This is a genomic window from Paraburkholderia sp. MM5477-R1 (assembly GCF_050436385.1).
In the GTDB taxonomy this organism is placed as follows: domain Bacteria; phylum Pseudomonadota; class Gammaproteobacteria; order Burkholderiales; family Burkholderiaceae; genus Paraburkholderia; species Paraburkholderia tuberum.
In genome coordinates, this window is the sequence record NZ_JBNDMC010000006.1 from 851,984 (window position 1) to 866,844 (window position 14,861).

Consider the following 14,861-nt stretch of genomic DNA (forward strand, 5'->3'; position numbering starts at 1 on the left):
GATCGCTTCCACGATTCGTCGCGTAAACCACAAAGGACGCAACATATGTTCAACCCGATGCCAATGATGTTCCATCCAACCGTGCTCGTCGATAGTCTGAACCAGACGACCGAGTGGTTTGCTCGCGTGTTCAATCGCCCGCCGGTGCGCTGGGAAGAGAAGTGGAATGTCGAATGGCTCAACCCGACGTATCCGCTGAACTACTCGTATTTCTATGTGATCGCGGACGTGTGCCTGGATGCATTGTGCCCGCCGCTTCTGAAGCTGCCCAATGGAAAAAAGGCGGTGTATCCGGAGGTTCGCCAGCTCGTCGATATCGCGTGGTACACGGACGACATCAAAGCGGTTTCCATCCAGCTCGAAAAACACGGTTTTCGCACGCGCAATCAGGAAGGCGCTGTCATCCGCAACGGCGAGGTGCCGCCGTCGAACATGGTCGCGGATTGCCCGATGATCTGGTCCATTCCCGAAGATACAGGCCTGACCTACGAGTTCTTCGAAATGGGCCGCAGGCACTGGGACTATTACTCGGAGAAGGGCGATCCGCGTCTCGCTGCGAACTGGGAAGACGGCTGCGTGGACGCGAACGATCCGCTGGGCATCGTGCGATCCGCGTATCACCACATCCTGACGCAAGACCGCTGCCGCGCCATTCGCCTGTATGTCGATGTGCTCGGCGGCAAGATCGTCGATGAAGGTCACGACGAATCGTTCGACTCCGACTACGTGACGATCGCTTACGCGAAATCGAATCTGCGATTCGCTACACCGCGCAGCGGCAGCATCGTGGATATCGATGGCGCAGCGGCCAAGAGCGATCGCTACGTCGGCCTCACCTTCGAAGTCGAAGACCTGGTAAAGACCGCAGCGCATCTCGAAGCGCAGCGCGTGCCGTTCGAGCGCGCAAAAGAGGGCTTGTTTACTGATGCCGCCCAAACCCTCGGCATCCGCTGGGGATTCTGCCCAGCCAAACCTTAAGCCTTAAAACGAAAAGAGTGAGGAGACGTCCATGGAGACAACATCGGCAAGCGCCGCTGCAATCGGACAGACATGCAAGCTTCGCCCCTGGCTGTATGTGCTGACAGGATTCGTTGCGCTGATCTTCGGCGTCAACGTGGTCAACGTGCTGTTCAACGTGCTCACGCCTTCGCTGGTGAGCACCTTTGGGTGGAATCGCCTGCAGATTTCATCGGGGCTGTCTATCTTCACGGTGTGCGACGGCATCGGGTTGCTGGCGCTGGGCTTTCTCGTCGACCGATACGGCATTCGCATTGCCACACCCATGGCAATTCTGTTCGGCGTTGGCATCATGGTGCTGTCGCTGCTGCCGCCCAGCCTGATGGTGCTCTATGTCATCTGCGCCTTCATCGGCCTCGGTGCGGGCGCGGTGACGCCGACGGTCTATTCGATCGTGGTCACCGCGTGGTTCGAAAACAATCGCGGTCTTGCGCTCGGTATCCTGAACGTCGGGCTCGGGCTTTGTGGAACGCTGACGCCGTTCATCATCTCCTTCATATTGAAGGAGCACGGATGGCGCACCGTCTTCGTGGCGATGGGCGCGATCGGCGCCGTGCTTCCCGCGCTGGCTTACATCTTCGTATTGCGCATGCCGAAGGCATGGGAACGCGAGCGGCTCGCGGCGAAAGCGCAAGGCCATTCCGCGGGCGTGCCGATGCGCACCGTATTGAGCCATCGCGCGTTCTGGCTCATCTGCTTTGCAGTTTTCTTCGTATCGGCGTCCACCTACGGAATGATGTCGCAGATGGTCTCAATGACCATTGATCGCGGCTTCGTGCCGGCGACGGCCGTGGCGGTGCTTTCTGCCGTGAGTCTCAGTTCGATCGCATCGCGTTTCGTGGTCGGCGCGCTGCTGGACCGCATGTTCGCACCAGTGCTAACAGGGGTTATCTTTGCGATCTGCGCCGCAGGCGTGATCGTGCTCAATACCACGAATTCGCTGAACATGCTCTATGTCGGCGCGTTGTGCATCGGGTTGGGTCTGGGCGCGGAGGGCGATATCGTGGCGTACATCACTAGCCGCTATATCCCCAGGCAATTATATGCACGCGTGCTCGGCGTCGCGATGTTTCTCTTCGCGCAGGGCGGGGCGTTCGGCATCTTCGCATTGAGTTCCTCGTTCACGTTGACTGGGTCGTACAAGGTTGCCATCGTGGGCATCGCGATTTCAGTGGTGATCGCGGGCGTGCTCGTGCTTTGTCTCGGGCCGTACAAGTACGAGTCGGACGGAAGCAGGATGCACGGATAGAAGCGCCATTCCGCAACATTCAAATCACCTTGATTCAATTTCCTGAGGTTGCCGATGACTCGTCCGCCATTGACACATGAACTTCCAGCCGCATTGCAGTCACTTAAAGCCGCACCCTTGTTTATCATTCAATTAGCGGTGAAACCGCCCATTGTCGTGGGCCAGACAGTCGGGCCGGATCGCCGTATCGGCGTGGTGTCCTCGGGTGCGTTCAAAGGCGAGCGCATCGCCGGCGAAGTTCTGGACGGTTCGAGCGACCTGCTTTCGGTGCGCAGCGACGGCAGCACGACGCTCGATGCGCGCCTCATTCTGAAGACGGACGACGGCGTGCATATCGCAATGTCGTATTACGGTATCCGCCATATGCCGGATAAGATCAGGACCCTCATGGATCAGGGCGACGATGTCGATCCCGCGAGCTATTACTTCCGAATTGGGCCTACGTTTGAAGCGCCGCGTGGAAAGTATGAGTGGTTGAATCACTTGCTTGCTGTCGGCGTGGGTCACCGCCTGAGCACGGGGCCGGTGTACAGCGTGTTCGAAATATTGTGAAAGCGGAGACTACGATGAAACTCACCGGAAAGGTCGCAATTGTCACGGGCGGAGCGCGGGGCCTGGGGCGTTCTTATGCGCTACGCCTCGCAAAACTCGGCGCCGATATCGCGGTGGTAGATATCGATCTCAATGCCGCCCGCGAATTCGGCGAGACGTTAAGCGCGGCATCAGTGATGGATGAAGTGAAAGCGATCGGACGAAGAAGCATCGGTATTGCTGCCGATTTGACCGATCGCAGGCAGGTCGACGCAATGGTGCAGAATGTCCTCGCCGAATTCGGCAGCATCGATATCCTTGTCAACAACGCGGGCGGCGCAGTTACACCCGCCGAACGCAGCGCCGCAAGCGAAATCCCTGAAGAAGACACGCGCTTTCTTATCGATCTGAACTACATGAGCGCCGTGTTTTGTTGTCAAGCCGTCGCTCAGGTCATGAAGCGGCGGGCGTCCGGAGTCATCGTCAATACATCGGCGCAAAGCGGAATCACGACGTACAAGGGCGGCAAGCTCTCGGGATACGGTGCAAGCAAGGCCGCTGTCACGACCTACACGCGTTATCTCGCCGCCGAACTTGGTCCGTTCGGCATTCGCGCCAATTGCATCTCGCCCGGCCTGATGATGACGGCGCGCATCGCTGCAAAAGCGCTGGAGCGCGGCGTGGGGACCGCGGACGAGATGGCTGGCATTCCGTTGCGGCGCTTCGGCGTGGCGGAAGATTGCGCCAACGTGCTGGAGTTCCTTGCGACCGATCTGTCTCAGTATGTGACCGGGCAGGTGATTTCGGTGTGCGGCGGCGCAGTGCTGACGCCTTACTGATGAATTTCCCGGATCGCGAGGCGTGGGTATTTTCGGCTAAAACCTACGGTGCCGCGCTGCTCGCCATGTTCATTGCGCTCGCTGCCGGACTCGACCGACCCGGATGAGCCGTGACCACGGTGTACGTCGTGTCGCAGCCTTTCGCCGGCGCGACCGCGTCGAAGTCGCTGTATCGCGTGGCCGGAACGATACTCGGTGCGGGGGCGGCAGTTGTGATGGTTCCGGCCCTGGTGCAGACGCGCGAGTTGCTTTGTCTCGCGCTCGCGCTGTGGGTGGCGGGCTGCCTGTACATTTCGTTGCAGGATCGCTCGCCGCGCAGCTATGTTTTCATGCTCGCCGGTTACAGCGTGGCGTTCATCGCTTTTCCTGGTGTCGATCAACCCGAGAATATCTTCAACACCGCCATCGTGCGTGTCGAGGAAATCACACTGGCGGTGGTATGCAGCGCGTTGGTACATGGCCTCGTGTTTCCAAAAAGCGTAATCGATGCAGTACGCTTGCGTGTCGATGCGTGGCTACATGACAGCAAGCGCTGGGCGGCCGATGTGCTTCGACAGTCGGCTTTTTTATCAGCAGGTGCTGCGTCGACTATGAGTTCGATTGCGAAGCATCCGGTCGATCTCGATTCGCTTCTGTCGAACCTCGCGTATGACAGCTCGGAATGGCGCGACAAGGAGACGACGCTTCGTTCGCTGCAATGGAACCTCGAGCGGCTGCATCCGATTCTGGCATCCATCGACGATCGCCTCGCTTTCCTGCGCGCGCAAGATCTGGAACTTCCCGTCAGGCTGTCCGTCTTTATCGGCTCACTGAACGCGTATCTGGACGAGGAGACGGGCTCACCGACGCTCAAACGCCTGTACGAAGAGGTAATGGAGATTCGCCGTGACGAGTTGGCGGCCGACGCACACAGTCGGCTGCCGTTCCTCGGTCTCATCGAGCGATTTCGCGAACTGCTCGAAGCCATGCGAGCCTGCGAGTCGTATCGCGAGCGTCTGTTGCAACCCGACGATAGAGGCAAGCAGTTCAAGCAACACAGGGACTTCCGATTCCAGCGTCACATTGATCGCAGACTAGCCCTTCTTTCCTGTGCAACGGCCGTGGTGTCGATTCTTGCCGGGTGCCTCGTGTGGATGTGCACCGGTTGGGCCGACGGTGCCTCTCGGTTCCGATGATTGCCGCCGTCGCATGTTCGTTCTTCGCGACTCAGGACAGCCCCTTGCCGTCGATGATGAAGTTTGGCAAGTTCGCGCTCGTCGCGGTGATCATTAGCCTCGTCTACTCAACCGCGATACTCCCGGCGGCCACGACATTTGAAATGGCCGCGCTCTTCATGGCACCCGCGTTTCTTTGGCTCGGTCTGCTGATCGCCAGCCCGTCCACGAATTTCGTCGGCATGGTCATCTCAACGAACGTGTCGACGCTCGTCGAATTAAATAATGAATATGTCGGTGATTTCGCCTCCACGCTCAGTTCCGGGCTAGCCCTTCTGGTCGGCGTCTTTCTGACCGCCTTCATCATGAGCATCATGCGGGCGCGATCTTCGCACTGGAGCGCGAGCCGGATCGAGCAAGCTGCCAGACAGGACCTGATTCGCGTGCTGCAAGCCTCGGGCCGCGCGGCCTATTCCACGAAGGCTCGGACGGATTTCGTTCGAAGGATGCTCGACCGCTTTTATCTCGTGTCGTCGCGGCTTTCGAACATCGATGAGGCACATGCGTATCGACTAGACAAAAGCGTGCTTCAGGCGCTGCGCGTAGGCGCCAATGCCATCGATAACCGGCGGCTATCGCGAACTCTTCCGCCGTCATCGGCCGAAAAATTGAAGCGGATATTGTCGGATGTCGAGCACGCATTCGCGAACCCGGATGCCCAGTCGAACGCCATGCCTTCAGCGGTTCGCCATCAGCTCGACGACATCCTGTCCGAACTATTGGCGTTCTCGGAAGGACGCGCCAGCGCGCTTAGCCCGGCACTGTCCGGCGTGCGCCTCGCGATGTTCCCCGAGGACGATACGCCGCCTTAGTCGATAGCTGTTCTTCCCCTGAATGGACGTCCATCCATGTGCGAACTTGATTGTTGGTCTTCGATGTCAAGCAGCGTTGGCATGGACGCAACAATCGTGACGTGGCCGACCGGTGGCTGAGCGGTCTTCCGGCGGATTTGTTTCTAGAAAACTACTAGTGATGTTCGGGATCACCGGACGAAATTTCGTCCGGTGATTCGTGACGATCAGAACTTGTGCCGGATGCCGATTCGAACCAGCACAGTCTTGTTGTTGGATGAGTCGGCCTGATTGTCGATGTTCGCCACTGCCCGCGTTCCCACTGACGAGGTGCCGGATGCACGTTGCCATCCTGCGCCGCCATAAATATCGGTACGCTTCGAGAGGAAGTAATCGACGAGAAAGCCGATTTGATTGTAGTGCTGATTTCCGACGATACTGCCGCTCGATGTGGTCACCGCGCGCGCATTCATGTAGTCGTATGCGATGCCTGCGAACAAAAAAGGGGTGAAACGGTAGCTGATGCCGAGATCGTAGTTATTGAAGACCGCGGTGCCGTTGTTGAATGAAGCGCCCAGATTCGCATATTGCACGTTCGAGTATGAAGCGGCGACGGTGAAGCTGCCGATCGCATAGTTCGCGCCGACGACTGCGGACTGGTAAGCCTGCGCGGTGACGTACGCCTTGTTTAGTGAAAAGGCGAGCGGAGACGCGCCATTTGCATTCGCCGTAAAAAATCCCGTGCCGGGTGTCGACGTGGGATTTTTGAAATAGTCGAAAGCCGCCGCGATCTTGAATGGACCGTTCGCGTATCCCGCGCCGACCGAGTAGCCACTCTTGGACGTAAAGTCACCGGCCACCCCTCCCAAGCTGTATTCCGCTCCGAACGTGACTCCGCGGAGGTCTGGGCTCATGTAGCGCACGGCGTTGTTGAAGCGTATGGTATTGCCTGCGTTGTCGAAGTCGCCCGGGTGGGCCGTGACCGATGCACCCACGAGTGCGTTGGCCGTCAGCGGCTCGGGGAAGTACCAGATCATGTCGTACTGCCGACCCAACGTCAGCTGGCCATAATCCTTGCTGCCCAAGCCGACGAACGCTTGTCGGCCGAACTCCGTTCCGCCCTGACCGAACTGCCCATTTCCGAGACTGATACCTGATTCGAGCGTGAAAAGCGCCTTGATGCCGCCGCCGAGATACTCTTCGCCTGTCATGCCCCATCGGCTGCCGACGATGCCGGACAGCGAATCGAACCACACGCGCTTCCCGGGCCCTGCATTAGTCTGATACTGAATACCTTGATCGAGCACTCCATACAAGGTGACACTATTCTGTGCCTGCGATGTCGAACAGACCGTCCCCAGCATTGTGCCCATGAGGAGGGCGCGTTTGCGATTCATACTGTCTCCGATTTCTATTGATTGCTTCGTTTGATTGATCTTCGAATGATCTGGGCTTGTTAAGTTATCGGGCAAGCCGATTCGTTAAGGCATTGCTATTCGAGCGAAATCATGTATCGCAGTTGATGCAACCGGTTCGATAATCCAATTCGATTTCATCGATACTGTAGTTGCGACTGCACAACGTGAAATTTCTTTAGTGTTGTTGGTCGACGGAATATTTATAAGGCCCGACTACGGCAATCAACAACGCTGCCACGAGAACCAACGCAACGATCAGATACAATGCCGCCGTGTACGAACCGAGCGCGCCATATGACTTTCCAAGCACAAAGACTCCGAGGCCGCCGCCTTGCGCAAACAGGAACATGACGAGGCCGAAGGCGCGGCCATAGCTCGCCTTGGGAACATATCTGCTCAGGATATAGGCCGCGATATCGCCCTCGGCGCCGAGGCCCACGCCCACGAGCAAAGCAGCCAGATAGATACCCCAGACGTCGTTCGTGTGATTCAGCAGCGTTACGCCGGCCGCGGTAAATACAAAGATAGCCGCCGCGAGAAACGGCGCGAAGACTCGGTCGAGCAGGGCGCCGACGACGATCCGCGAACAGACCGAGCTGAGGCTGATGGTCGATAAGGCGGTCAACGCAACCGACATGACGATACCCTTATCGACCGTGACCAGGACCATTTGCGACAGCAGGCCGTAGGTGGCAGCCGAAACGAAAAAGATCGAAAGCGCGATCAACCATAAGTGCTTCGATTTCGCTAGCGTCCAGAGCGAAGCGCGCGCGAGCTTGCCGTGGCTGCGCGCATTGCGTCGCTCGCCCTCCCACCCGGCCGGCATGCGAAGCACGAAAACAAGGTTGATCAGCGAAAGAGCCATCGATATACCGCCGACAGTGATGACGGCGCCACGCCAGCCTCCGTTCTTGAGCAGATAGGAGAGGAAGAACGGTATCAACGTGCCGCACAGCCCGAGGCCTACGTTCAAGATGCCGAGTGCGAGACCGCGCTTCGCATCGAACCATGCGGTGATGACGATGGAATAGACCGTCGGCGCAACCGCGCCCGCACCGAAGCCGATGATCGCGCACAGCACATACATCCACTCAATCTGTGGCGGCGTGAACGCAAGCAAAATGAGGCCGCCGCCGAAAGCGAAGGCCATCGGCACCACGGACTTGATGCCCTTCCTGTCGACGAGCGCGCCGACGGCAAGCATGCTCAGGCCGTCGCAGAAGGTGAACACCGCGAGCCCGGTCGAAATCTGCGGACGCGTCCAGCCAAATTCCGCTGTCAGCGGCGCGCCTAGCAGATTGAACATCACCGGCACGATGTTGACGCCAAATACCAGTGCGAAGAATCCGGCAATAACATAGCGCCACGGACTGCCTGCCGGATTGCCTGCCGTGTCTGATGCGGTTAACGGAGTGGTCATGCTTGTCCCCTTGTGGCCTTCTTGATCTTTGCAACACTGGATATGAAACGACCCGTCCGTTTTTGGCAGACGGGTCGGATGCAGGGGTGGAACGACTTACTTGCCCGCGAAGGTGCTGAGAACGTAAGTGGGCATGCTGAGGGCGCCGTCGATGACGATATCCTGGCCCGTTACGTAGGCTGCTTCGTCCGATGCGAGATATAGCGAGAGGTGAGCGACCTCGTCCGAGGAGCCGGCGCGGCCCATCGGAACGCTTTCGCGCAGGGCTTCCAGATAAGGTTGCCCCTCGTTAAACTCGTTCTGGATGAAACCCGGGCAAACCGTGTTGACGCGAATTTTGTCGCCGACGAACTCGCGGGCCGCGATCTTTCCCAGTCCTCGCATCGCCCATTTGCTGGAACTATAGGCGGCGTAGGGCGTGCCGGTAACGCTCGACGTCGAGCCGATATTGATGATGGAACCGCCGCCTGCCCGACGCATAAGCGGTACAACTGAACGAATGCCGAGGAACATCGTGGTCGCGTTCGTTTCAAGCGTGTTGTTCCAGTCAGCCAGTGTGGTGGCCATGATCGAGTTTCGATCGTTGATGCCGACGTTGTTCACCAGCACATCGAGCTTGCCCTTGGCAACGTCGATATGGCTGATTGCTTGGGTCCAGTCCTCCTCGCGTCGCGCATCGAGGTGAAAGTAATGCGCTTCGCCGCCTTCCTCGACAATGCTCCGTGCCAGCGCTTCACCGCGTTCATCAAGTATGTCGGCGATGAACACGATCGCGCCTTCACTCGCGAAGAGCTTCGATTCGGCCGCGCCGATTCCGCGCGCGCCGCCGACGTTGAGAACTATTTTGCCTTGCAGTCGTTTTGTCATGATTAGGTTTCCTATTTGCTGCCTATACGGTGCGCTGTCCTATCCAATGGAGCAGGTTCAACCCATGAACGCGCCGCCGTTCACATCCACGGTCACACCCGTGATGTACGCGGCTCCGTCCGAGCACAGGAAGGCGACCGTTTCGGCGATTTCCTGCGGCGTTCCCACCCGCCCGAGCGGAATATTCTTCATGGATTCCGCGATGATTTCCGGCGATTGGCGATCGGCCAGCGGAGACGTGATGCGCCCGGGTGCGACGCAGTTCGCGGTGATGCCAAACGGCCCGCATTCGCCCGCGAGCATCCGCGTCATGCCGATAAGCCCGGCCTTCGACGCCGAGTAGTGTGCGTTGCTCGCCGGAATGTAGGTGCGACCCGCGCGGGACGCGATATTCACGATGCGGCCCCAACCGCGCTCCTTCATGCCTTGAATGAAGCCGCGGCACAGCAGGAACGGCGCGCGCAGATTCACGTTCATCATGAGGTCCCAGCTAGCGTTGTCGATGTCCTCGGTGAACATCTTCGAGCCGTCCGGATTGTCGAGATTGATGCCCGCGTTGTTGACCAGCACATCGCACGGGCCGAACTCGGTGATTGCCGTCGCTATGAACTGCTCGACCTGCTCGCGGCTCGACAGATCGACCTGAAATCCCCTCGAGCTTTTCGTCGCGCCGCCCAGTTCGGCGGCCAGTTCCTCGACTCGGGAATCCTTGTCGAGCAAGAGCACGGTCATTCCCGTCTCGTGCAATCGCTTTGCGATGGCAAAGCCCATTGCTCCGGCACCGCCCGTTACAACGGCTGTTTTGGGGGCGCGATTTACAGCACTGCCAGCGTTCATTTAGAAGTCTCCAAGAGTCGTGGTGATGTTGCTCTCGTCGTCGCTGCCGCATGTGAAACCTATTCGGTTCACTTCCCCGCGCGGACGACATCATTAGCGGGACGGCAAAACCAAGTCACGTGACCGATAATATAAGTCACGTGACTTGGATTCAAGCGTTTGTTGGTTGGGGAAAACACTAAGAGGGCATATGCGCACCCAAAGCCGCGACCACGAAGCCGGGTCAGGATGCGCTTACGCTCGGAGTAAGCGCTGACGACTGACGACGGATTGAACTCCAACCTTGAATCGGTCGTTTGACTTGCTAATTTAATAAAGAGGCGGCGATCCCGGGTCTTGGCCAGACGAGTGCCCGACAGATCGAGATTTTCTTCGAGGCCCATCCGCGATTGACGGAACGAGCGCGCGCTAATCGCTACGGCCTCTCCAAGCCTGGTCGTGTCGTGGGAGCGGTTGCGTGCAGCACATCGCCCAGCTATTTGACCGCAATCACTCGTCAGTACAGGGAATTCTGGCGCAAACTGGAGGAATCCAGCCTGCGCCACGCCGATGATCGAGGCTGGCGCTGACGCTTGCCGAACGCGAGGAGATTTCGCGAGGCCTCGTCGCGGGCGATTCGATTCAGTCAATCGCCCGGCGACTGTCGCGATCACCGTCCACGATCTGTCGCGAGATCAAGCGCAACAGTGGGCAGGCCGGCTATCGGGCCAGCCACGCCGACCAGCTTGCATGGGATCGGTCGCTGCGCCCGAAAGTCTGCAAACTGGTCGAGCACCGGATGCTGGCTCATATCGTGGCCAACAAGCTCCGGTTGCAGTGGTCGCCCCAGCAGATTGCTGGATGGCTCAAACGCGCCTGGCCAGGCAGCGAGGACTACCACGTGTCACACGAGACCATCTATCGCAGTCTTTTCATTCAGGCACGGGGTGCACTGAAGAAGGAGTTGCTGGAGCATTTACGGCGCACCCGGGCCATGCGGCGCTCGCGCCATCACACGCAGAAAACGGACGATCACGGCAGGATCCGTGACGCGGTATCAATCCGTGAGCGCCCCGCCACTGTGGAAGACCGAGCGGTGCCGGGGCACTGGGAGGGAGACCTCCTGTGTGGCAGCGGCGGCAGCCAGATTGCAACGCTTGTAGAGCGTCAGACACGCTATGTAATGCTGGTGAAGATCGCGGCCGGCGCTGACGGGCTTGCCGCCCTCGCGATCGACGTAGAAGGCGACGGCACCTCCGACGATATCGAACGAGCGGATATGGATCGGCTGATCCGCGGTCGTCGCCGGCTGGTTCACGAGATCACGACGACGCCTGAATTCCAGCGCGTTGTAAGTGATCGGATAGTCGATCATCTGCGTATCGGCCTGAACCACAAGACGGATGCAGTCGTGGCGCACGCCCGTCAGTTCCACTCCAATGATCTTGTTCAGAATGACGTCCAGAGCGTTCAGAAACTCGGTGCGCTGCGGCCGCGTGGGCTCGTTGGCTATGAGGTGAACGATCGCGCGGACCAGCCTGGAATTTTTCGTGAGCGCTATGCGGTATCGCGTGACGCGGGGCTCCCGGTTCTGCCCCGGGTAGATGATGTCCTTGAGCGCGCTTTTATAGATCATGGCTGAGTCCCGGAAAGGTGGCCGTACCCGGTGTACGGTTCTAACACCAGGCTACTCGTCGGTGGCCAAAGTCAAGGAACCGCCCCGGACGTACGCAGCCTATGCGGCGCTTCCGACCTCGTCCTCTCTCTCTGCTGACCGCCCATCTCACCGGCATTGGAAATAGTCTCGCGCAACCGCGTAGCCGTCCTGTGGCTGGACAGGCCCATCAGGTTACTCACCTGTTCGTTGGTCTTGCCTTCAAGGAGATGCCTGCGACCATACGTATTACGCAGCAACCGGGGACTTTCGTCGGCCGCCGCAGCGCCGGCAGCGCGTAACGCACTCCGAACGCACTGCCCGAGGGTGGCGGGCTTCATGGGCTTGCCGCCTGCCGTTGCCATGAATAGGAGACCGTCCGGCGCCGGCAGCGCAGCGCGCGCTTTCGCGTACTTCCGCACGATCTCGAGCGCGAACGCGTCGACGGGCACGCGGCGCGCGATGCGCGGCCCGCGTTTTCTGACGAAGGCACTGGCTCTTGATCGTCCTGTGTCGAGATCGTCCACGGTCAGCGCGCTGAGTGGCCGCCGTGATGCCAGTGGCAAGCAGCAGCGCGACGATCGCGCGATTACGCAGTTCCTTGAACGACTCGAACGTCGCCGCGCGGCAGACGTCCTGAAGGCGCGCATCTTCGTCCGGCCAGAGAAATACCGGCAACGGTTCATCGTCTGGCCAATGCTCGCGTGGCAGGAGGTTTGCAGCAGGGTTGTCGGTGCGCAGACCGAGCAACAAGAGGTGGCGCGAGAGCCGGTCCATCAGCTTCAGATAGCGCAGGCGCGTCGACGTACCCGGCTCGCAGTCGCGAGCGAGGTCAGCGAAGAAGCCGCCGACGTGGTCAGTGCTGAAGTCCATCACCGTGATGCCACGGCTCCCGAGATACCGATGGAAGCGGGCGAACATCGAACGGTGCTGAACGATGGAGCGCTCGGCAAACGCGCGCCTGTCCGCACCCGTCGCCTCAGCGCGTTGCCATTCGGCATAAGCCGTTTCAGGGTCCGACAGCCAGAGTTCGGAATCCATAAATGTATATACTGAAAGTCCGCTTACCCCAATCATAGCGAAGCTAACGCTTCGCCAGAACCCTGCCGGCAGAAGGAAGGGGTGGCTCAGTGGTCGCGAGAAGGGCGGGGCGTCGGTTCATCGGTAGGGAAGCTGGGGCTCGGCGGAAGGGCTTACGCCTATCGTACCGATCGCCGACCGATGTCAAGGCGCGGCGATGCATATCAACGAGACGGGGAGTCTCATGACCGAGCTATCGCAAAAGTGCCGTCGTACTCACGCCCCCGTGTCAGCAACGACAACGCCTACGCCGAGGCGCTCTTCCGAACCGCGAAGTACCGGCCGGAGTTTCCGGTCACAGGCTTAGAGAACCTGAACGCTGCTCGCACCTGGGCTGCCGGTTTCGTGCAGTGGTACAACTTCGCGCATCGTCATAGCGGCATCCGCTACGTGACGCCTGCGCAGCGGCATGCTGGCGGCGATCATGCGCTTCTTGCGGCGCGTCACGCACGGTACCCGAAGGCGCGCGCATGCAATCCGGCCCGCTGGTCGCGTCACATCGCAACTGGACGCCGGTTGGTGCCGTGACGCTGAACCTCGAACGTGACTCGGTCGTTGAGATGGCGTCCATCGGCGCGAATAAACAGCCATTGGCTGCATGGATGAGGCGACAACTAGCTTGATGCGCGCCGCTCTGCTTCACCCAGCTTCACGAGCTATTGACGATACAGCCGTCCCAGCCCCGCTGCGTTGCACTCCGGTTTGCCACTGTCGATCAACATATAGAGGGTGCGAAACGCGCGGATACGCGTCCATCACACTGGACAAGGTGTCGTGCAGCAGTTGTGCCACCGTCATGTAATCCTGCCGGTGGCGCTTCAAATGGTCTCTGGCGATGAGATGTCTGAAAGCATGGGGCCTGATACCGTCGCCTTCTGGCAGATAGCGAGCCGTGACCACCTCTACCCGCCTTGCCAGACAGTCTGCAGTCCAGTTTCCGGCCGGGTCAATTTCAAGCTTTGCGTACCCGGCTCCCCTTTTATGTCCTTGAACGCAGGGCAGAAACAGATAATCCGTCTCTCCGTCGCGCTCAGTGGCGTTCTTGGCCCCCTGGTCGAGCGCCTCGTGTCTCCTCTATACATCGGAGGCGCGCTTCAGATTGCCTCTCGGCCTTTTCGACGTTTTTGATTTCGTTGAGGGCTGACGCTTGGCCTTTGCTGGAGTCGAAATTGACGTCAATACCGGTGCCGTGAGCATTCCGACCATGGAATCGACGAAATTCCCGAAGGGGTCAACCTTGTGCCAGACCGATTCTGAGTTCGCCTCTGAGTCGACGTATGCCTCGTACGCTGTCAAGAATCCCGTGAGCGACCAGAAAAAGAAGATGACTCGCTGTGCGATGACGTCTTCCGGCAGGTCTTTGAGGAACCGTCGGATATAGAGAATTGCGCGGTCGTATTCCTTGTATTGCATCTCGCGCGTCAGCGAACGAACCATTTGACTTCGCGTCTGAACTGCCATCGCGAGGAATCGAGCGGTATGAGATACGCTGCCGTCGAGCGGCTCGGAGAGTGGCCAGGTCACAAGCGCCTCGACGATTTCGCGCAAGGCCGTAGGACCACCCCGGTCCTCGATGGCCTTGAGCCGCATTCCCCAGATTTCGTTGGCCTGACCCATCGCGTCGACTATGACCTGACGAATCAGTTCCTCTTTCGAGCGAAAGTAGTAATTCAGCGAGCCTGGGTTCTTAAGTTCTGCTGCCGCAACAATGTCACGGACCGTCACGGCTTCAACGCCAAGTCGCGCGAAGAGCCGCACAGCAGCAAGTTTGATTCGGTCACTGGTTTCCATCAAGCCAATCTGTTTAACAAAGTTATGGGCCACAGGCACCGCGGAACAAGCGACGTAGTAAATAGGGCGGTCCATCTGCTGGGCGCCTAATGTGCAGCGCCTGAGTCGGTTGCAGGATTCTACTGCACCGCAGCGAGCCCCACGAAACAAGAGAGTGAGCGGTTTCGCATCGCC

Annotated in this window: 12 protein-coding genes and 2 pseudogenes; 9 read left to right on the forward strand and 5 right to left on the reverse strand. The window is 59.2% G+C overall.

Annotation, left to right across the window (positions count from 1 at the left end):
- Positions 1–45 precede the first annotated feature (45 nt).
- The 6 genes from OKW35_RS22285 to OKW35_RS22310 all read left to right on the forward strand — a co-directional run bounded on the left by OKW35_RS22285 (position 46) and on the right by OKW35_RS22310 (position 5,662).
- Positions 46–978: a VOC family protein gene (locus tag OKW35_RS22285; protein WP_429402593.1), complete on the forward strand. Its 933-nt coding sequence runs from the start codon at positions 46–48 to the stop codon at positions 976–978.
- A 31-nt stretch (positions 979–1,009) separates the two neighbouring features.
- The gene (locus tag OKW35_RS22290) at positions 1,010–2,266 is read left to right on the forward strand and encodes an MFS transporter (RefSeq protein ID WP_429553156.1); all 1,257 of its coding nucleotides are present in this window, start codon (positions 1,010–1,012) and stop codon (positions 2,264–2,266) included.
- Positions 2,267–2,383: 117 nt separating this feature from the next.
- The gene (locus tag OKW35_RS22295) at positions 2,384–2,818 is read left to right on the forward strand and encodes a DUF3237 domain-containing protein (RefSeq protein ID WP_429553157.1); all 435 of its coding nucleotides are present in this window, start codon (positions 2,384–2,386) and stop codon (positions 2,816–2,818) included.
- A 14-nt stretch (positions 2,819–2,832) separates the two neighbouring features.
- The gene (locus OKW35_RS22300; RefSeq protein ID WP_429553158.1) at positions 2,833–3,636 is read left to right on the forward strand and encodes an SDR family NAD(P)-dependent oxidoreductase; all 804 of its coding nucleotides are present in this window, start codon (positions 2,833–2,835) and stop codon (positions 3,634–3,636) included.
- Positions 3,637–3,746: 110 nt separating this feature from the next.
- A complete protein-coding gene (locus OKW35_RS22305; RefSeq protein WP_429553159.1) occupies positions 3,747–4,811 on the forward strand; it encodes an FUSC family protein in 1,065 nt (354 codons plus the stop codon).
- On the forward strand, positions 4,808–5,662 hold the full coding sequence (locus tag OKW35_RS22310; RefSeq protein WP_429553160.1) for an FUSC family protein: 855 nt from the start codon (positions 4,808–4,810) through the stop codon (positions 5,660–5,662). The genes OKW35_RS22305 and OKW35_RS22310 overlap by 4 nt, the downstream gene beginning before the upstream one ends.
- 206 nt (positions 5,663–5,868) lie before the next feature.
- Here the strand turns inward: OKW35_RS22310 and OKW35_RS22315 are convergent, their stop codons facing one another.
- The 4 genes from OKW35_RS22315 to OKW35_RS22330 all read right to left on the reverse strand — a co-directional run bounded on the left by OKW35_RS22315 (position 5,869) and on the right by OKW35_RS22330 (position 10,183).
- Positions 5,869–7,014, reverse strand: a complete 1,146-nt coding sequence (locus OKW35_RS22315; RefSeq protein ID WP_429404280.1) for a porin — start codon at positions 7,012–7,014, stop codon at positions 5,869–5,871.
- 220 nt (positions 7,015–7,234) lie between these two features.
- Entirely contained in the window at positions 7,235–8,479 is a 1,245-nt protein-coding gene (locus OKW35_RS22320) for an MFS transporter (protein ID WP_429553161.1), read from the reverse strand.
- A 96-nt stretch (positions 8,480–8,575) separates the two neighbouring features.
- Entirely contained in the window at positions 8,576–9,346 is a 771-nt protein-coding gene (locus OKW35_RS22325; RefSeq protein WP_429402599.1) for an SDR family NAD(P)-dependent oxidoreductase, read from the reverse strand.
- Positions 9,347–9,403: 57 nt separating this feature from the next.
- A complete protein-coding gene (locus OKW35_RS22330) occupies positions 9,404–10,183 on the reverse strand; it encodes an SDR family oxidoreductase (RefSeq protein ID WP_429402600.1) in 780 nt (259 codons plus the stop codon).
- Positions 10,184–10,640: 457 nt separating this feature from the next.
- Here OKW35_RS22330 and OKW35_RS22335 point away from each other — a divergent pair.
- The 3 genes and pseudogenes from OKW35_RS22335 to OKW35_RS22345 all read left to right on the forward strand — a co-directional run.
- A pseudogene (locus tag OKW35_RS22335) lies at positions 10,641–11,363 on the forward strand (IS30 family transposase); the annotation flags it as partial.
- A gap of 915 nt (positions 11,364–12,278) precedes the next feature.
- Positions 12,279–12,872 carry a hypothetical protein gene (locus tag OKW35_RS22340; protein ID WP_429553162.1) on the forward strand — a complete coding sequence of 198 codons (594 nt, stop codon included), beginning with the start codon at positions 12,279–12,281 and terminating at the stop codon, positions 12,870–12,872.
- Positions 12,873–13,103: 231 nt separating this feature from the next.
- Positions 13,104–13,519, forward strand: a pseudogene (locus tag OKW35_RS22345) (integrase core domain-containing protein); the annotation flags it as partial.
- Positions 13,520–13,970: 451 nt separating this feature from the next.
- On the opposite strand, the gene OKW35_RS22350 reads toward OKW35_RS22345, so the two are convergent.
- Complete coding sequence (locus OKW35_RS22350) at positions 13,971–14,762, reverse strand: TetR/AcrR family transcriptional regulator (protein ID WP_429402602.1); 792 nt, start codon at positions 14,760–14,762, stop codon at positions 13,971–13,973.
- Positions 14,763–14,861: the final 99 nt, after the last annotated feature.